This is a genomic window from Clostridium sp. FP2 (assembly GCF_011065955.2).
Classification (GTDB): domain Bacteria; phylum Bacillota; class Clostridia; order Clostridiales; family Clostridiaceae; genus Clostridium_AD; species Clostridium_AD tagluense.
In genome coordinates, this window is record NZ_JAAMNI020000001.1 from 2,897,232 (window position 1) to 2,916,609 (window position 19,378).

The window sequence follows — 19,378 nt, forward strand, 5'->3', positions numbered from 1 at the left end:
CATCCTTTACTTCCTATTAATTAAGCCAAACTATTTAAGTTCTACTATAGTGACTCCACTACCGCCCTCACCATAATTTCCTAACCTGTAGGCCTTAGAATGACCATGTCTCTTTAACATATCTGTAATAGTATTTCTTAAAACACCCGTGCCTTTACCATGAATAATAGTAACCTCTTTAAGACCTCCTAAATAAGCATCATCTAAATACTTATCAACAGTATATACGGCTTCCTGCGCATCCATACCTCTTAAATCTACGGAGGTAGATACATTTCTTAAATTTAGCTTAAGCTCTCTCTTATTTATCTTGGCCTTTTTCTTTTCTTCCTGCGTAACCTTTGACTTGCGCAAATCATCTACTTTAACATTTATCTTCATAATACCTGCTTGAACTTGTACTTCACCGCGACTATCAGGTTTTGAAATTACAATAACTTTCTGATCAAGTGATGGCAAATATACTTCTTGACCTTCTTTTACAGTTTTTAGCTTTTCTCCTAGATCCTCATTGTTTTTTTGTACATGCTTATCTAAGCTTTCAAGCTTATCTTTAATTTTCATTCTTTCCTCTTCAAGCATTTGTCTTGCTTCAGATGGGAATCCCAGTTTTTCTAGTTCTCTCATGTTTTTAAGAATAACATCAGATTCTTCCTTAGCATTTCTTACTAGCATTTTTGCTTCTCTTTGAGCTTCATACATTGCATTTTCTCTAATGTTTTCAAGTTTATATAATTTTTCCTGATATTTATCTTTTAACTTACTAGCTTCTAGTTTCAAACCCTCTGCAGTCCTAGCATCTTTTTCTGCCTTTATGCTCTTTTCTTGAAGACTTTGAACTAATTCTTCAAATTCTAAGGTTTCTTTAGAAATATTTTCTCTAGCATTTTTAATAATATAATCAGGAAGACCTAGCCTCTTAGAAATCTCAAAAGCATTAGATTTACCTGGCACTCCAATTATTAGTCTGTAAGTAGGACTTAGTGTGTCCACATTAAATTCTACAGAAGCATTTTCCACACCTGTAGTTTTTAATGCATATCCTTTTAATTCACTGTAATGTGTAGTTGCAACTACTTTTGTCCCTCTTGATCTTAAATTTTCCAGAATTGATACAGCAAGCGCGGCTCCCTCTGTGGGATCTGTTCCAGCACCTAATTCATCAAATAAAGCTAAGGTTTTTTTATCTGCTTTTTCAATTATGTTTACTATGTTTGTCATATGAGAAGAAAAAGTAGATAAGCTTTGTTCTATGCTTTGCTCATCACCTATATCTGCGAAAATTTCATTGAAAAAGCTTACCACAGAGCCATCTCTAGCTGGAATTAAAATCCCACTCATAGCCATTAACTGGATTAAGCCCACAGTTTTTAAAGTTACTGTTTTACCGCCAGTATTTGGTCCTGTTATTACTAGTGAGGTAAATCCTCTTCCTAAGTATATATTACTTGGCACTACTACCTTAGGGTCTATTAAAGGGTGCCTAGCCTCAATTATATCTATTACTCCCTCATCATTTACACTAGGTATAATGGCATTAATTTCTATTGCATATTTTGCTTTAGCAAAAATAAAATCTAATTCCCATACTATATTTGCATTGCTATCAACAATATTTATATTTTCATATATTTTATAGGATAGTTCAGCTAAAATTCTTTCAACCTCAGCTTTTTCCTTTAGCATTATTTCTTTGATTTCATTGTTTAAATTCACAAGACTCATTGGCTCAATGAATAATGTAGCTCCAGAGGAACTCTGATCATGAACAATACCCGGAACACTGCTTTTATGCTCTATTTTAACGGGAATTACATATCTATCTCCCCTTATAGTATAAAGACTTTCTTGAAGATATTTTGCATTAGATCTAACTAATGAATTTACCTTTTCCTTTACGGAAGAATTTTTCTCTTTTAGTGATTTTCTTAAATTAAAAAGTAAACTACTAGCCCTATCAGAAATTTCATCATCACCTATTATGGCTATAAAAATTTCATCTTCTAGTTTTTTTATTGGAACAATTCCGATACATATATCTTCTAAAACTCTAGAAGTTTCTCCGCCTTTGCTTCCAACATAATTCTGAAATAATCTAGCACACCTAAGCATTTGAGCTATTCGCAGTAGTTGCGTTGGCATAAGGCAGGCCCCTTTAGATGCCCTACTTATGGCATCTCGAACATCGTATATCCCTTCAAAAGGCGCACTTCCTTTTTTTGACAAAAGAAGTAGTGCCTCATTAGTCTCCTGCAAGTGTTCTCGTACTTCATACATATTCGTGTAGGGTTCTAATTTTTCTATAATATCCTTACCCGCCGTAGTATGAGTATATTCTTTAATTTTGTCTTTGATTTTATAATATTCTAAAACTTTTAATGATTTAGTATTCATAGTTTCACCGTCTTTCCTTTATTCTACGCCTCTTTTGTAGTGGCCCCTAGTATAATCCTTAAATTCTGTACTCCAAGTTCTTTTAATATAATTCCTAAGAACCTCAAGAGTTTCTTCATAATTTTCATGAATAAAATCTAATCTAAAACAAGAAATATTGTTTTTTATTATTTCTGTCATATTAGAAATCAAATTCACTGGCACATTATTGTAAATATAGCTTCTACAATATTTATCAGTATTAATTCTAAACTCTTCATTCATTCTATCCTTAAGTGTATAACATCCACTAGTACATTTCTCACTGCAAGTTTTATTATCACTTTTACCACCAAAAACACTTCCTATAGCACAATATTCACTAACCATAAGTTCATATTTACCATAAACCATAATTTGCAGTGGCAGCGAACTTTTAGCCCCTATTTCCTTAATTTCCTTTTGGTTAAGCTCTGCACTAATGCAAGTTCCCGTAAGGAAATCCTTGTAAAAATCTCCTGCATAACTATTAAAAACATTTAATTTGTAATCTCCAATTATACTTATTTTCTTGTTAAATCTATTAATTATTCCTAAATTAGCTGTAATAATACCTTTTATATTGCCTAAATTATTTTCAATAAACTCACAAACACTTTCGAATTCACCCTTGATAATATTAGGTACCTTGAGATAAATATTTACATCATACTTATTAAAACCAATATTACACTCTCTCATAAAAGGGTTTATAGCGATGTTATCAAAACCCATTTCTATTACTGCTCTTAGCTGCTGCTCATTACTTACATATATAAGTGTCTCTGGTATAGTGCTATCCTTCTTATCTGAAGCTCCTATAAAATTATTTTCTACTTGCAAACTTTTTTTCTTATCGTAATTAATTTGTTTACCGCTATTTTCTCTTTTATACTTTTCTGTTATATAATTTTGAATGCTCTCTGTTAGTTCTCGCCTTACTGAATTTAATGCAGCCATTGGCAAGAATCCATCTTCAAAGTTTTCAAAATTCACTTCATTTATTTTAAAAGGAGTATCTCCTGTTTTAGACAGATTTTTAATAATGCGCTCACTATCTAATGGTTTGTTTAGAGCTGCTTGAACAATCTCTCCGAAAACATTGAAATTCTTTCCCATGTAACTAGTACTTATTCGTAATGGTTTATTTACACCAAAGTCTATTAAGAGATTTAATTCTATTTTTCTCTTAAATGCATCGCTATAACTTTTTGAAAGCTCATTCATGAGTTCCACATCAGAAATCTTATATAAAATGTCCCCAGCTTTATATTTAGTTGGTTTTAATAAAACCCTATCCCCCATTACTGCGTTTTGAACTTCCATTCCCTTCACAATAATTTTTGATATGGCGAATCCATCCTCATTAAACATTACGCCATCTTTTAAAGCTACCTTTTCTAAAAGAGTTACTGATAAATCAGCGGCAACTTTTCCTATTGGAATTCCAGAATTCTTAGGAACCTTATATGCCATCATATCTTTTCCACTATTACCATATAAATAAGCCTTTGAAAAACCTTCTCTATTAAATAATTGTGTTAAAACTTTAGTATCCCCATCTAACTTTTGTATTTTATTGTTATAAATATTGTCAAGTTCACGTCTATATATCTCCACAACACCTGAAACATATTCTGGTTTTTTCATTCTTCCTTCAATTTTTAGTGAAGAAGTACCTGTTATTACTATATCTTTTAAGTTATCTAAAGTACAAGTATCTTTAGGGCTTAAAATGTATGCCTTATGCTCTTTATTAGTGTTTTTATCTATTAGTGTATAAGGTAATCTACAGGGCTGGGCACATCTACCTCTATTTCCACTTCTACCACCTATAATACTACTCATAAGGCACTGCCCTGAATAACATATACATAGTGCTCCATGAACAAAAACTTCTGTTTCCACTTTTAAAGTATTAGATATGTAATCTATTTCTTTTAAACTAAGTTCTCTGGATAAAACTATCCTTTTAAAACCTATGTTTTTTAAAAATAAGGCTCCTTCACCATTATGAATCGTCATTTGTGTAGAGGCATGAAGCTCAAAACCAGGAAAATTATTTCTTATTAAATATATGAGTCCCGTATCTTGAACTATAAGTGCATCTACTCCTGTGCTATATAAAAAGCCTACATACTCCATAATTTCTTTAAGTTCATTATCCTTTACTAAGGTATTTAAAGTGACATATACACGAACTCCATATATGTGGCAATAATCCACTGCGCGAGTAATATTCTCATTATCAAAATTAAAAGCATAAGCTCTTGCTGAGAATTTGCTTCCTCCTATATAAACTGCATCTGCTCTCATTTGCACTGCTGCAATTACGCTTTCCATACTTCCAGCAGGGGCTAGTAATTCAATTTTTTTCATTTACATCTCTCCTAATAAGTGTTATATGTTTTATTATACAGTAAAAGTTATCATAAATTAAGAGATTAAAAGATTTTATATTAATATTACTCATATTTTACACCCATAGACACAATAAAAATAATGGAATATAATAAAAAAGGCTAGCTGACTTACCTGTTATTTTTTAAGAGGAGGCCTTGCTTAAAAAATTTGCTAATGGAGATATGAATATGACTATAAAAAATAAGATTAGAAATATTGGAATAGTTGCCCATGTGGATGCTGGAAAAACAACTTTAACTGAACAACTACTTTATCAAAGTGGTTCTAGCAGAATTTTAGGCAGTGTAGATAAAGGTACAACCCATACAGATTCTTTAGATATAGAAAAACAAAGAGGTATTTCAGTAAAAGCTGCTGAAATTGATCTCACTTATAAAGAGACTAATATTCACCTTATAGATACTCCTGGGCATATTGATTTCAGCTCTGAAGTAGAACGGAGTATAGGTGTTTTAGATGGATCTATAGTAGTATTGTCCTGCGTTGAAGGAGTACAACCTCAAACAGAAGTATACTTTAATGCTTTAAAAAGGTTAAATACACCTTCAATATTTTTTATAAACAAACTTGACCGCATTGGAGCCTCTCCCTATAAAACTATTGTGGATATGAAAAAACTTCTTACAAATAATCTTGTGCCCATGCAACTCGTTTATGAAAAAAATAATGAATTTATTGTATGTAATGTTTTTGATGAGACAAATTGCGAAAAAAATATATTAGAAATTAAAAATGAAGCCTATAAACAATTACTTGAGGATATAATAGATACACTAGGCAATTATAATGTAGAAATTTTAAATCAATTTTTTGAAGGTACTTTAACACTAGGAACTATAAAAGATGAAATAATTGTGCAATCTAATGCAAGTAAAATCTACCCTGTGTTTTATGGCACTGCACTAAAAGGTGAAGGGACTAGGGACCTTCTAGATGCCATAATAGATTACATTCCTGGTCCAGAGGATTTAGATAATTGTGAGCTCTCTGCACTAGTTTATAAAATTTCTCATAACAAAACCTTAGGTAAAATAGTTCATATAAAAATTTTTAGTGGATCAATCTCAACTAGAGATGACATTTTAAATGTAACTACAGGCCAAAATGAAAAAATTACTATGATAAAAAAAGTAATTAATCAAAAACCAATTGATGTAAAATCTGCAAGTAGCGGTGATTTGGTAATGGTGAGTGGTTTAAATTGTAGCACCTACGATGTACTCGGAAGCAAGACTCATATTCCCAGTCTCCAAACAATTACAACTCCACTTCTCACCTTAAGAATTTATTCGAAAATTCAAGAAGATTATATAGCTTTAGTTGAAGCCTTAACTTTGCTACAAGAGGAAGATCCATTTCTTAATATGCAATGGATAAAAGAGAAGAAAGAAATTCATCTTCGGATAATGGGTAAAATTCAAATTGAATATATCGAAGCTATTTTAATGGAAAGATTTAGTCTACGCGTTTCTTTTGGTCCACCCTCTGTTATTTACAAAGAAACTCCTATATCAAGTGGATATGGTGAATCACGTTATACTATGCCCAAACCCTGCTGGGCAATAGTTGAATTTTTAATTGAGCCACTACCAATGGGAACTGGAATTGTCTACGAATCTAAGGTAAGAACTGAAAAAGTAAAAATAAAGTATCAACGTGAAATCGAAGATAATCTAGATAAAATTTTAAGTCAAGGTATTTACGGCTGGCCAGTGACAGATTTAAAGATAACCTTTACCTGCGGTGAAGACCATGTTATGCATTCACGTTCAGGTGACTTTGCTACCTCTACGGCTATGGGAATTATGAGAGGCCTAAATGAAATAGGAACTACGCTACTTGAACCAATCATTAAGTTTAGGATTACAGTTCCTGAGAATGTAGGTGGAAGAGTTTTAAATGATATTATAAAAATGCGTGGGAGCTTTGAATCACCATTTATACACAACAATACTTTTACAATAGAAGGAAAAATGCCTGTATCCACCTCACTTGAATATCCAGGGGATCTGGTCAAAATTTCTTCTGGGAAAGCATTAATGACAACTGGATTTGCAGGTTATGAGCCCTGCTCCTTAGAACTAGGATCCATAAGAGAAAGAGTAGGCGTTAATCCAATAGACAGAGCTAAATATATACTTTATGTGCGAAATGCATTGTAAAAAAGAATCACCCAAAAATATTTGAATGATTCTTTTTACATTATCTGTTTATTTTCTTTGTTGTTTTTTTAGATAACTAACTATTTTTGTACATTAATCCAGTTAGCTATATCATTTATAACTGCTGAATCTATATGCCCTGCTGTCATATACTCCTCTGGATTGGGCTTTCCTTCACCTTTTAAAAATAAATGGTTTAAATCCTTATAAGACTTAAACGTTGCTTTTTTAGTAGAACTTAAGGCTTTTTTCCAAAGAGTAAAATCTTTCATGGTAACTTGATAATCTCTTTCACCTTGTAATACAAGCATTGGCTTATCTAATGTTTTTGCGACTACTGATGGATTGTACCCTTTTAAATCTATCCAATAGTTCGCTGGTACGCCTAAAGGTAGTTTGCTAGATGGAGTATCCTTTGATAAGTTTTTCTTTACCATTGCTACTTGAACCTTTACATTTTCTAAATATTCTTTTTCTTCTTGTGTAACTTTTCCATCCAACGAAGATAAATATGTCATTTGTTCTAAAATCAAATCTTCAAAAGGTCTTGTAGGTCCAGCCATAACAACAAATCCTTTAATATTTTTATCTTCTTTTCCTATTCTAGGTACTAACATTCCCCCTAAACTATGACCTACTACAAAAATTCTATTTTTATTGATTTCCTTTCTATTACGAAGCATAGCTACTGCTGCTAAAGCATCATCTATGGTTTCTTCCTTAACAGTTATATTATTTGCTATACTAGTAAATTTACTTGCATGTTCCATTGTTCTTTTTTCATATCTTAATACTGCTATCCCCTTTGAAGCTAACCCTTTAGCTAAATCAGCAAATGGTTTATTGGGGCCAATCGTACTATCTCTATCCTGTGGACCAGAACCATGAACAAGAACTACTACAGGAAATGAGCTCCCTTTTTTAGGAATACTTAATGTTCCAGGAAGCTTCCATTCACCTTTTCCGATAGTAACTTCTTCTTCATAATATAAATCATTATTTACTTTAGCTTGCTCTTGTTTAGGAGGAATGTTTGTTGGTGTAAAACGTAATCCCGTAATTTGTTTATCGCTAGTAAATACAACTGAAATATCTACCATAGCCTTTTCAAATTCACAAGTTACAACAACTTTAGTTAATTGTTTTTGAATCTCAAGTTTTGTACTTAATTGCTTCTTTAAACCACCCACCTGTGAAGTTAGCCCTTCCCAAGCTTCTTTTAATTTGTCTTCTGGTATCATTTTTTTCATATTGCTATCAAAAATTTCTACGGCTTTTATATAATTTCTGTCTGCTAACAACCTAACAAAGGTTTTTCCAAAGCTTTCGTATTCATTTTCTATTATTTTCTCTTCTTGCTTTGTGTTAGCTTCTATATGATTACTTTTATTATTTGCACTAGCAATTGACCCAACAGAAGTTATAGCTATAACAACACTTAATAACCCACTTAACATTTCATACATAATATGCCTCCCCGTATTCTTTAGAATACATATAATAATTATTAACTTACCTTTCTCATCTGTAAACTTTTTCTGATAATAATTTCAATATATCTCTCCTGGTTCCATCACTAAGCGCTTTAAATTCATCTTCACATATAGCAATTCACAGCATAAAATTACCCCCCTATTTAAGGATATTATAACATATTTCAAAAGAAATATTTAACAATTTTACTTATGCAATATACAATTGAGCCAAACTTTACAACATAACTACCAAGCTTTACAACACCTCAATTTATGAGATTGAACTTCTAATACCAACATGTTAACATTTCCTCATGATAAAGAATATGGAGGAGAAAAAATATGTTAGAAGTAAGAGGCTTAAAGAAGACTTATGTATCAAAGGGTGGTGATGTTTATGACGCTTAATACTATTGTTAAGAAGTTATTTAAAAATAATATAAGACAATATGCGTTATTTTTATTTTCCATAGTATTTGCAGTTACAATGATTGGAGGATATGGTGTTCTTCAGTTTAGTAAAACAATTACAGACGTTCTTGTGGATGGTGGTACAACTGAAATGATTGCACTAAGTATGTTTGGATTTACTTTAATAGGAACACTTATTTTTATAATATATGCACATTCCATATTTTTGAAGTATAAGTCCAAGGAAATAGGTGTATTCATATCTCTTGGTATTAGACGAAAAGATGTAAGAAAAATTGTTATAAAAGAGCTCAATATTATTTTCCTCATAGCTACATTCCTAGGATTAATACTTTCAATTCCAATTGCATGGCTGAGCTGGAGTACTTTAACACTTTTTATAAAAACCAAAGAAACGGCTTTTTATATTGGGTGGAAGGGGTTACTGGTTGCTGCATTATTTGGAGCTTTATGCATGATTATCACTAGATGTTTAACTTCAAGGTATGTTAAAAAGGTAGATATGATAAAGATACTCAAGGTCAATGACGAGATTGAGGAAGTTAAGGGGGATAATTTTGTTTTAGGATTGATTGGTGTTATTATGATTCCTGCTGGTATCATAATATATACGTCTCGCACTTTAAACCGAATATTGGGCGGTGTAACAAGTTATTCTTTAATTATTACTTTAATAGGCTTATATTTATTCATAGTTCAGTTTACAACCATAGGGGGATTAGTTAAGAAAATAACTCCTGAATATTACTATAAACACATAGTATTTTTCAATTTAGTTAAATTAAAAGGTAAGCAATATACCTTAGCACTATTTGTTTCAACCATTTTAATTGGAGTTTCAATTTTTTCAGTTGCCTTTAATGCTGAACCAATGATATCAGGTATGCTCATGAACTATAATGATCCATATGATTATATGGTTAAAGCTGGTTTCCAGCAGGTGGATTTTGGCGACAGGGATATAAATGAATTAGCAAAAACTTATAATGTACAACTTAAGGATTTCAAGAAGTTTGACACACTCATTATGGCTAGTTTTTCAAAAAAATATAATGAGTGGAATCCTATAAATGTTGTCAGTGATGAAATGATATATAAGCTTACTGGAAAAACATTAGATGTTAAACCTGATTGCTTAATGCTAGTTGTATCTGATGATGAAAATACTAATCCTAATAATTATAGTTACCTTACACAGCCAGAACCTATTATAACCTTGCTTAACTTTACCACAAAGAAACAATTAACTCTCGATAATAAAGGTATTAAATGTATTAATAAAATTTTAAGCTGGGATAACAAATTTGGAGGGAATTTTTTTGTGGTAGATACAGAGTTATTTAAAAAACTGTATGAGGAACAAAATAAAGAATACAAATTCACTACTTATGTGTTTAATACTCAAAACTGGAAACAAACAGGTAATTTTAGCAATGCTTTATTTGATGCTATAGCTAAGGCTAGTGGAGGTAAATGGTGTCTAAATTATAATTCTGGTTACAAAGAACCCTATGAATATGAGAATATAAATGAGAATATAGCTAATACCTATAGGCGGTGGACGTTTACTCCTGCGTCACGATATCATACCTTTAATGAGGGTATTTCGGATTTTGCAATTTATTTATTATTGTTCATTTATATATCCGTGATCTCTTTTGTTTCAGCAATTATGATAATTGGTATTAAGATACTTAATACTGTTTGGCAGGATAAGGGGGTATATAAAAATATTACATTCTTAGGGGCTAGGCAAAAAGAAATAAAAGCAATAGTCTCGAAGCAAGTTGCCTTAATATACTTTGTTCCAGTGATATTAGGAACTACTATTACCTTAGGTTTATTTAAGTCAATGCTATCCCATGGAGGCTCAAAGTATCCGAGCATCGTGTTCTTATTTGCTTGTGGACTATCATTACTAGTTACTTTAATTCAAGTAGCATTGTTTTTTGTTATTAGAAAGCATGCCATAAAAGAATGCTTAAATTTTAAGGATATATAGTCTTAGGTGTTTTTTCTTATATTATACTTTTCGTTATAGCATAATATAAGAAAAAAAATTTAGTTGAAAATAGTAGATTTAATGAAGGATTTCTAAATAGGTTTTATATAATTCATTTGTTGATTTCTCCCAAGTGTAATTTTCATTAACATAGTTTTTTAGTTTACTATCCCTTCGTTTTTCAAATCCACCCTTTACTGCACTTAAGATACTATTATTATCATAGGGATCACAATACAGAGCCATATCTTTAAAATATTCACTAGCACAGCCTTCCTGTGTTGAAACTATATTGCATCCACTGGCTGCTGCTTCTAGTGAGGATAAACCAGGCATTTCTACAAAACTTGGGTTCACATGCACTTTTGCAAATCTATAGGCATTGTATACATTATAGCTATCCATAAAGCCCAAATATATTACATTTTTAAAATTAGTACATTCTTTAAGATACTCATTGTCATCCCCATTTCCAATTAAAACCAATTGTTTTCCGAGTTGATCACATACTCTGCATAATGCAAGTTGATTTTTACTTGCGCAAACTTTACCCACACATAAAACATAATTATTTAAATTATATCTCTCAGTAAAATTGTATAAAGGTATATCTTCATTTTCTACTTCTACACCATTGTATATAACCCTGTATTCCCTATTAACATTAAATTCACTTTTTATAAGAGATTTTTCTAATTCACTATTACAATATACAACTTTACATTTTTTTAATATTTCATTTTTATAACTAGTACATCTTTCATAGAGCTTCATACTTTCAATCTTATTATTTATCGTATTATATTTTTTCATATCCAAATGCATTGGAGATATAACTGTGTGTTTTTTATAAAAGTGTGCAATCTTATAATATCTATATATTTCTCCTGTAGTAGCAATATTAAATAAATGTACTATATCATAATCAGAATAGTCATATATGCCGCCATCATTTATATCTACGGTTACCCCTAATTTCTGTAGATTTTCAGCCGTCTTAATCACCTGCATAGAATCTCCAGCAAAATTTTTATAATAATCTTGTCTAACACACAATAGAACTTTCATAGTACAAATCCCCCTATAGTTTGCTACTTTTACCATATAACTATGCTAGCTTATGTTTATTTATAACATTTAACTAAACATAATATAATATTAACTTTTATTTATATACTATTAATTTATATTGTAAAAGTTTCTATATACTTATGTGAAATGATCATTAAATTTATAATTTCATGTATATCCATATATGTTCAAAGCATATTTTATATTATAGGTATTAAGTTGTATTATAAGGAGGTTATATGATTATTAATAATGAAGAGATATCCTTATTAAAAGCTAAAATAATAGATTATGAAAAACAAATTATTCGAAATCATAAAACATTCCAGGACAACCAGTCTGAAATAGAATTGCTCCGAATAAAAAATTCCGAAAAAAATAAAGTTATAAACTCATTTGAAAATAAAATAGATGAGCTTAATATAATTAATAAAAATTATGAAGATCAAATTTCCTCCCAAAGTAAAAATATTATAACTTATTTAGAAAAAATTCAGGAATTGCAAAATAGTGTAAGAGCATTAGACACAAGTCTCAAAAATGCTACCAGAAGTGCGGTCCCTTTATTATTAAAACCAGATTTTTAAAAGTAATAACTAAGGCATCTAAAAATAACTAGTAAATATACTTGTTATTTTTAGATGCCTTATATTTTAAATTAATTTAAGATTGCATTTTCCAAACGTATTCCCCTAATTTATTAACATATCCAATTTTTTTACCTATTTCAACTCTTGCAATACCACACGTAAATTCATAAGCTTCTTCAAAACTTGGCTCTATAACTATTTCACCTGTGCAATCTATATAACCCCACTTTTCTCCTATTTGAGCAGCCATTAAACCTTCACTCATAACATCTATATCTTCAAACACAGTAGGTATTATAATGCTTCCAGTTTTATCAATATAACCATATTTATCATTTTCACAAATTGCAGCTAGACCATTATAAAATCTATCTACCCATTGAAATTCAGGTTTTATAATAAGCTCTCCCTTTATATCTATAAATCCGTATTTGCCTCTGATTTCAACTAGCGCCAGACTCTCATTGAACTCTCCGCAAACATTATATCGAAGTGGTATAATCAAATCTCCACTATTATTTATATAGCCATACTTTCCCTTGGCACAAACAGGTGCTATATTATCCTTAAATGCATAGGCATAATCATAAATTGCATCTATTATAACTTTTCCCTCTTTATCTATGTACGCTATTTTACCACCTATTTGCACCGCCGCCAGTCCTTCACTAAAATCATTAGCATCTAAAAAACTTATAGGAACTACTTCCTTACCCTGGCTATCTATATATCCCCACATGTATCCACTTTTTACTGCAGCTCTTCCCTCTACAAATAAATTAGCTTCTTCATATTTAGGCTCCACAATAATTTTTCCATTTAAATCAATATAGCCTTTCTTGCCATCTAATTTTATTGCTGCAAAACCTTCACTAAACTGCTGAACTTCATCATACACTGGTTCTATTACAAACTCTCCACCCTTATTAATAAATCCATATTTTTCATTGATTACAGCTATTGCTAGGTTACCTTCAAAATCCTCAGCATAATCAAATTTCATTTCGATAACTACATTTCCATCCTTATCTATATACCCATATTTTTTTTTTGATTTCACAGGATATAAGTTTTTCTCATTGTTCATAACTATAACTTCCTTTCAAATAGCCTCAGCTCACAAAATTATAAGCTCGATACATATAATATTATTATACACTGAAATGTTATAAATTCGCCCTATAAATTTTCCTTGTTTTTAAATATATTCAATATATTTAATGTATTTATCAACTTTTATAATTTCATAAGCAGTATATGGCATCAATTTGTTAAAATTTACGTAAACATGGTTGTTTTTCTTGTATTTTATAATAATTTGTATTATATTGTTATAGTATTACAAAAAAATAGTAACCACATTATATAGGATTAATTTATATTTTGCAGAAAACTATTATGTTTTTAACTTTTTAAATTAAACACTATTTTTTATACTTATATACTACTCTATATTTAAAAACATTTCAATTAATAATTAAAAACACACAAGGGGGACTAATTTATTATGAAAACTAAACCTAAAACAAAATCTAAGCATCTATCTTTGAAAGTGAAAATAGTAATATCTTCGCTTTTAGTACTTTTCACAACTTTACTTATTTTTTGCGCTATTATGGTGTCAATTGTAAAAAACAAAATGGAACTTCAAATGAAAACCGATGGAGACATAATAGTTAAACAAATCCAGCAAAGACTTATGTCCAATGCAAGTATTTCAAAAGAACTTGATTCACTACTAAACGAAAAAATTATTACGTCATCATATCTTATTGGTATTACACCTAATGTTTCAAATGATTATCTTATAAAAATATCTAAAAAATTAAATATTGATGAAATTAATGTCTCTGATGCCAATGGAGTTATTATATTCTCTAATATGGCAGATAATCTAAAATACAAATATCCACAGGACAATGTAGTTCAAAAAATATTAAAAAAAGAAAATACTGAGGTTATGGAGAAAATACGTCAAAGTACAAAATCAAAAGAAAATTTTTATAAATATGGTGCTGTAGCTTTGGAAAAAGGCGGATTTGTTCAAGTTGGAATCAATGCTAATAAAGTTAATGCCATTCTTGATGCTGTGGGTCCTCAAGCTCTTATTACTGATTTAGGTAAGGATAAAAATATAGCATATGGTTTAACTATAAGCTCAGATTTAAAAGTACTTACACACACTGAAAAAGATAGAATTGGTAAAACATTAACTGATGAAGGAAGTATATCAGCTGCTAAAGATGGCAAAGAGTACAACTCTACCTTTATGTATAAAGATGTAGAAAGAGTTTATGATGTATTAGTACCGCTCTCTGAAGATGGAAAAAATGTAGGTGCTGTGGATATAGGCCTTTCTATGAAAAATGTTGGCTCTACTATTAGCTCTATTTTAACAACTTCTTTTTTAATAACACTAATTTCTTTCATATTAGGTTCATTAATACTAATATTATTAGTATCAAAATTTATTAATCCTTTGAAAAAATTAGTAACTCTAGCAAACGATGTTTCTAAAGGCGATTTAACGAAAGAAATTCAAATAAAATCTAAAGATGAAATAGGACTTCTAGGCATAAGCTTTAATGAAATGATTGTTAATCTTCGTGGCATGACTACAGAAATTAGTAATATTTCTGAACTATTGTTATCATCTGCTGACCAGCTTTTAAACTCCGGAGAGCAGAGTGCTATGGTTTCAAATCAAATTGCTATGGCAGCTCAGGAATTAGCATCTGGTTCAGAAAAACAATTTATAGCAACTGAAGATATTTCAAAGAATACTAAAGAAATTGTAAGTAATATGGATACTATTAAAGAAGAAATAACCAATGTTGTCCACACTGCAGATGAAACAAGCTCTCTAGCTGCTGATGGACGAAATAAGATGAATGATCTGGTAAATCAAATAAAAGTTATAAAAAGCAAAGTAGATTACTCCGCTTCAACAATACAAACCCTTCAAAAAACTTCAGATGAAATTGGAAATATTGTTGAATTTATAGACACTATTGCTTCTCAAACCAATTTACTAGCACTAAACGCTTCAATTGAGGCTGCAAGAGCAGGCGAAGCCGGTAGAGGTTTCTCTGTGGTTGCTGAAGAGGTAAGAAAACTAGCCGAGGAAACCATGGAATCCTCTAACAGCATAAAAAAACTTATACAAAACACTCAACAATATGCTAAAACTGCACTATCTTCAATTGAAGAAGGAAGTTCTGAAACCCAAAAAGGTACAGTTAATGTGCAAAATGTTGACAATGCACTTACTGAAATCCTTGAAGCATTTGATCTTACTAAAAACAAGTTAAATGTGGTAACAAAAAATATAGTACATTCAAATGAAATTATTGAAAATCTAGCAATTAATTCTGATAACATAACTAGAGTTTCAGAAGAAAGTTCTGCTGCTACAGAGGAGGTTGCTGCATCTATCCAGGAGCAATCAAGCACTATTGATGAGATGTCCTCTTCAATTAAGCAGTTAAGAGAAATGGCTAAGGACCTTCAAAATAGCATTAAGATTTTTAAAATATAATTTAGAAAATTAGATTTTTATTGAAAAACTCCCTTTAAAATAGATTATTTGCAGATAAATCATCTGCAACCTCTACTTTAAAGGGAGTTTTATTTATATCTATAAAATAATACACACAGGACAATGATCTGATCCTACAACCTCATTTAAAATATCAGCTTCCTTTATTGTACTAAGCAAATCCTCAGTTACAAAGAAATAGTCAATTCTCCAGCCTGCATTTTTTTCTCTAGCTTTAAATCTATAGCTCCACCAAGAATATTTTACTTCTTCTTCGTGTAGATTTCTAAAAGTATCAACATAACCGTAGGAAATAAATTTATCCATCCAAGCTCTCTCAATAGGTAAGAATCCTGAATATTTTTCGTTTGCCTTTGGATTTTTCAAATCAATTGCATTATGTGCCGTATTGTAATCTCCACAAATAATTAATTTTTTTCCTTTTTCTCTAAGTGCTTCACAATAGTCCAATAATGCATCATAAAATTCCATTTTATAATTTAATCTAATTTCATCTTTTTGCCCATTCGGAAAATATATGTTTAAAAGAGTAAAATCTTCAAACTCAGTTATTACTATTCGACCTTCAGTATCAAATCTTTCTATTCCAATACCATAACAAACAGATATTGGTTTTTGTTTAGTGTATGTGGCTACTCCACTGTACCCCTTTTTTTCTGCACAAGAAAAATATGAGTAATACCCTTGTATATTTTTAAGTTCCTCACTTATTTGATTTTCTTGAATTTTTGTTTCTTGAAGACATAAAACATCTGGTTGTTCACTTGTAACCCATTCAATAAACCCTTTGTCTTTTATAGCTCTTATTCCATTTACATTCCAGGAATAAATTTTCATAAAAACATCCTCCTTCAACAGTTATTATAAAAGCACATTCCATATATATTTTTAATCAATATTTGAAATCATATATATAAATCTCTTAATATTAATATATCATACTATTGGGTATTATAAAACAATCTATTATAATTATTTCTTAAGAATAGATATTGGTAATTTAATGATAAAAGCACCTAGTTCGTGATGAACTAGATGCTTTTTAAAATAAAAATTTATTATATTTTAAATTTGCTTATGCTTTCTCTTAAATTTTCAGCAAGAGTATTTAAGTTTTCTGCTGCACCTACTATTTCTTGAAGGCCTGCAGCTTGCTGCTCTGTAGAGGCACTTACCTCTTCTGAAGTTGCTGCCGTCTCTTGTGATACAGATGCTGCATTTTCAATTTTTTCACTAACTTTATCTTTATAATTATTTATTTCTTTTAGTGAATTATCTACAGTGTTCATGTCCTTTTGAAGTAATTCCATTGCTCCTTCAATCTTTTTGAAGGTTTCATTAGTAGTTTGAACACTTTTATCAGTTTTGGTGTTTAACTCTTTGGAGTACATTATTTGCTCTAATACTCCATTTACACTTGTTCTTATTATACTTGTTACCTTATCAATTTCAGAAGCTGAAAGCGAAGATTGCTCTGCAAGTTTTCTAACTTCATCTGCAACAACTGCAAAGCCTTTTCCTGCTTCTCCAGCTCTTGCTGCCTCTATACTAGCATTTAAGGCTAATAAATTCGTTTGCTCTGTTATTGCTTTTATAGTATCAGTTATATCACTAATCTTATTGGAATTCACAGCTAAAATTTCTACCTTCCTAGCGACCTCATCATTAGCTTTAGTGTTTTCCTCAAATACTTGTCTTAAATTGTTAACTACTATAATGCCTTCTTCTGTTGATTGTTTAACCTCTAAGGATGCTTTTATCATATTTTTAGCATTAATAGTACTTTTATTTACTTCCAGCCCTAATGTGGTGGAATAATTAACACTCTCCTCTAAAATTTGAGACTGCTCATTTGCCCCCTGTGCAATTTGTTGCACTGCTCTTGCAACCTCATCCCCCACAGCATTAGATTCCTCAGTAGTAGCGGCTAGTGACTCTGCTGATTCCTTAACTTTATTAGAGCCTTCTATTACATTTCCTAAAACTATAACCATATCATCTATCATATTATTTACCGATTCAATAATTTGTTGTATTTCTAAGCTAGCATTTTTATCTTCATTCACCCTTTGAGTGAAATCACCTTGCTTAATCTTTGCTAAAACACTAATTAATTTTTCCATAGGCTTTGTTATTTTACCTGAAAATATAGTTCCCACAGCAATTACAAATATAAGTGATAGAACTAAAACAATAATGGGTATTGTTAAACCTTCTACTATTTTTGATGTTAATTCAGATAAAGGAATAAATCCTACTATAATTAAATTAGTTTTTTCATCTAGAGACTTATAAGATAAAAATTTTTCTCCATTTATATTTAATACAAGTTTATTTTCTTTAGAGTCCATAATACTTTTTATCCAAGATTCTTGTGTTGAATTTTTCCCTAATATATCTTTGTTTTTGTGAGCTATAATTGTACCTTTACTATCTAATATAGCTGAGAAACCACCACTACCCAGTTTAATACCTGCAACCATATTAGAGATTACTTCTAAGTCTATATCTATACCAATTACACCTACTAGTTTAGTTTGCTTATCTTTAACTGTTTTTGCAAAAGTCATTACATATTTTTTAGTAACAGCATCCACATATGGGTTAGTAGAAATTACTTTGCCTTCATTACTTATTGCATCCTTATACCAACTTCTTGAAGTTGGATCATAAGTGGAAGGTAATGGGGGATTTGGTTTAGGTTCAATATACATTTTTTTATCTGAAGTCCCTAGATATATGCCTAATGTGTCAGGATGTGATTTTGAAAACTCTTCAAAGCTTTTGTTTAACCATTGTGCAGAACTTGGATTTGTTTTGATCATCAAAGCATTCGGATCATTGGATAACATATTTGTGGATTCAGAGTTTGCTTTATATAATGAACCTATAGCCTCATTAACCCTTGATATACTTTGATTTGCTACGCTATCAAATTCACCCTTTAAATTTTTTGATAAACTATAATATGTACCTAAAGAAATTGATACTATAGGTAAAAATGATGCCAAAATAAGCAATGATATTAACTGAACCTTTAATTTTTTTCCTTTTGGTTGTTTTAAATCATTTTTGTCGAATATTTTTTTTTCATAAAATAACCCCCGTCTAATTTTTTATATTATTATATATTTCGATGTTTTTCTCTTATTCTTTAGTGATTGTATTTATATTGTTTTACGTTTTCATTGCTTTACCTTCTCATATTCATATATAATACAAAAAAAAGAAGCATAATCATATGCTTCATA

Annotated in this window: 11 protein-coding genes; 4 read left to right on the top strand and 7 right to left on the bottom strand. The window is 30.4% G+C overall.

What is annotated here, in order from left to right; all coding sequences use genetic code 11:
* Positions 1–30 precede the first annotated feature (30 nt).
* The gene (locus tag G9F71_RS13965) at positions 31–2,394 is read right to left on the bottom strand and encodes an endonuclease MutS2 (RefSeq protein WP_220321079.1); all 2,364 of its coding nucleotides are present in this window, start codon (positions 2,392–2,394) and stop codon (positions 31–33) included.
* A gap of 18 nt (positions 2,395–2,412) precedes the next feature.
* Positions 2,413–4,791, bottom strand: coding sequence for a DUF3656 domain-containing U32 family peptidase (locus G9F71_RS13970; protein ID WP_164949723.1), 2,379 nt, complete (start codon positions 4,789–4,791; stop codon positions 2,413–2,415).
* 179 nt (positions 4,792–4,970) lie between these two features.
* Between G9F71_RS13970 and G9F71_RS13975 the strand changes: the two genes are divergently transcribed.
* Complete coding sequence (locus tag G9F71_RS13975) at positions 4,971–6,998, top strand: elongation factor G (protein ID WP_224626408.1); 2,028 nt, start codon at positions 4,971–4,973, stop codon at positions 6,996–6,998.
* 80 nt (positions 6,999–7,078) lie between these two features.
* Here G9F71_RS13975 and G9F71_RS13980 read toward each other — a convergent pair whose 3' ends face one another.
* Complete coding sequence (locus G9F71_RS13980; protein WP_202017930.1) at positions 7,079–8,464, bottom strand: alpha/beta fold hydrolase; 1,386 nt, start codon at positions 8,462–8,464, stop codon at positions 7,079–7,081.
* A 406-nt stretch (positions 8,465–8,870) separates the two neighbouring features.
* Here G9F71_RS13980 and G9F71_RS13985 point away from each other — a divergent pair, with 406 nt between their 5' ends.
* Positions 8,871–10,907, top strand: coding sequence for an FtsX-like permease family protein (locus G9F71_RS13985; protein ID WP_164949725.1), 2,037 nt, complete (start codon positions 8,871–8,873; stop codon positions 10,905–10,907).
* A gap of 78 nt (positions 10,908–10,985) precedes the next feature.
* Here G9F71_RS13985 and G9F71_RS13990 read toward each other — a convergent pair whose 3' ends face one another.
* Positions 10,986–11,975 (bottom strand): glycosyltransferase family 4 protein, encoded by a 990-nt coding sequence (locus G9F71_RS13990; RefSeq protein ID WP_164943551.1) that lies wholly within the window; start codon positions 11,973–11,975, stop codon positions 10,986–10,988.
* A 242-nt stretch (positions 11,976–12,217) separates the two neighbouring features.
* Between G9F71_RS13990 and G9F71_RS13995 the strand changes: the two genes are divergently transcribed.
* Positions 12,218–12,565, top strand: coding sequence for a hypothetical protein (locus G9F71_RS13995; protein ID WP_164949726.1), 348 nt, complete (start codon positions 12,218–12,220; stop codon positions 12,563–12,565).
* A 76-nt stretch (positions 12,566–12,641) separates the two neighbouring features.
* On the opposite strand, the gene G9F71_RS14000 is transcribed toward G9F71_RS13995, so the two are convergent.
* On the bottom strand, positions 12,642–13,655 hold the full coding sequence (locus tag G9F71_RS14000; RefSeq protein ID WP_164949727.1) for a WG repeat-containing protein: 1,014 nt from the start codon (positions 13,653–13,655) through the stop codon (positions 12,642–12,644).
* A gap of 420 nt (positions 13,656–14,075) precedes the next feature.
* Here G9F71_RS14000 and G9F71_RS14005 point away from each other — a divergent pair, with 420 nt between their 5' ends.
* Positions 14,076–16,106: a methyl-accepting chemotaxis protein gene (locus tag G9F71_RS14005; protein WP_164949728.1), complete on the top strand. Its 2,031-nt coding sequence runs from the start codon at positions 14,076–14,078 to the stop codon at positions 16,104–16,106.
* A 99-nt stretch (positions 16,107–16,205) separates the two neighbouring features.
* On the opposite strand, the gene G9F71_RS14010 is transcribed toward G9F71_RS14005, so the two are convergent.
* Together G9F71_RS14010 and G9F71_RS14015 are read right to left on the bottom strand one after the other, a co-directional pair.
* A complete protein-coding gene (locus G9F71_RS14010) occupies positions 16,206–16,964 on the bottom strand; it encodes an exodeoxyribonuclease III (RefSeq protein ID WP_164949729.1) in 759 nt (252 codons plus the stop codon).
* Between the two features lie 221 nt (positions 16,965–17,185).
* Positions 17,186–19,138, bottom strand: a complete 1,953-nt coding sequence (locus tag G9F71_RS14015; RefSeq protein WP_164949730.1) for a methyl-accepting chemotaxis protein — start codon at positions 19,136–19,138, stop codon at positions 17,186–17,188.
* Positions 19,139–19,378 lie beyond the last annotated feature (240 nt).

What these genes read in the sequence shown, in the direction of transcription:
- G9F71_RS13965 (WP_220321079.1), bottom strand. Translation starts at nt 2,394, where the DNA reads ATGAATACTAAATCATTAAAAGTTTTAGAATATTATAAAATCAAAGAC.
- G9F71_RS13970 (WP_164949723.1), bottom strand. Translation starts at nt 4,791, where the DNA reads ATGAAAAAAATTGAATTACTAGCCCCTGCTGGAAGTATGGAAAGCGTA.
- G9F71_RS13980 (WP_202017930.1), bottom strand. Translation starts at nt 8,464, where the DNA reads ATGTATGAAATGTTAAGTGGGTTATTAAGTGTTGTTATAGCTATAACT.
- G9F71_RS13985 (WP_164949725.1), top strand. Translation starts at nt 8,871, where the DNA reads ATGACGCTTAATACTATTGTTAAGAAGTTATTTAAAAATAATATAAGA.
- G9F71_RS13990 (WP_164943551.1), bottom strand. Translation starts at nt 11,975, where the DNA reads ATGAAAGTTCTATTGTGTGTTAGACAAGATTATTATAAAAATTTTGCT.
- G9F71_RS13995 (WP_164949726.1), top strand. Translation starts at nt 12,218, where the DNA reads ATGATTATTAATAATGAAGAGATATCCTTATTAAAAGCTAAAATAATA.
- G9F71_RS14000 (WP_164949727.1), bottom strand. Translation starts at nt 13,655, where the DNA reads ATGAACAATGAGAAAAACTTATATCCTGTGAAATCAAAAAAAAAATAT.
- G9F71_RS14005 (WP_164949728.1), top strand. Translation starts at nt 14,076, where the DNA reads ATGAAAACTAAACCTAAAACAAAATCTAAGCATCTATCTTTGAAAGTG.
- G9F71_RS14010 (WP_164949729.1), bottom strand. Translation starts at nt 16,964, where the DNA reads ATGAAAATTTATTCCTGGAATGTAAATGGAATAAGAGCTATAAAAGAC.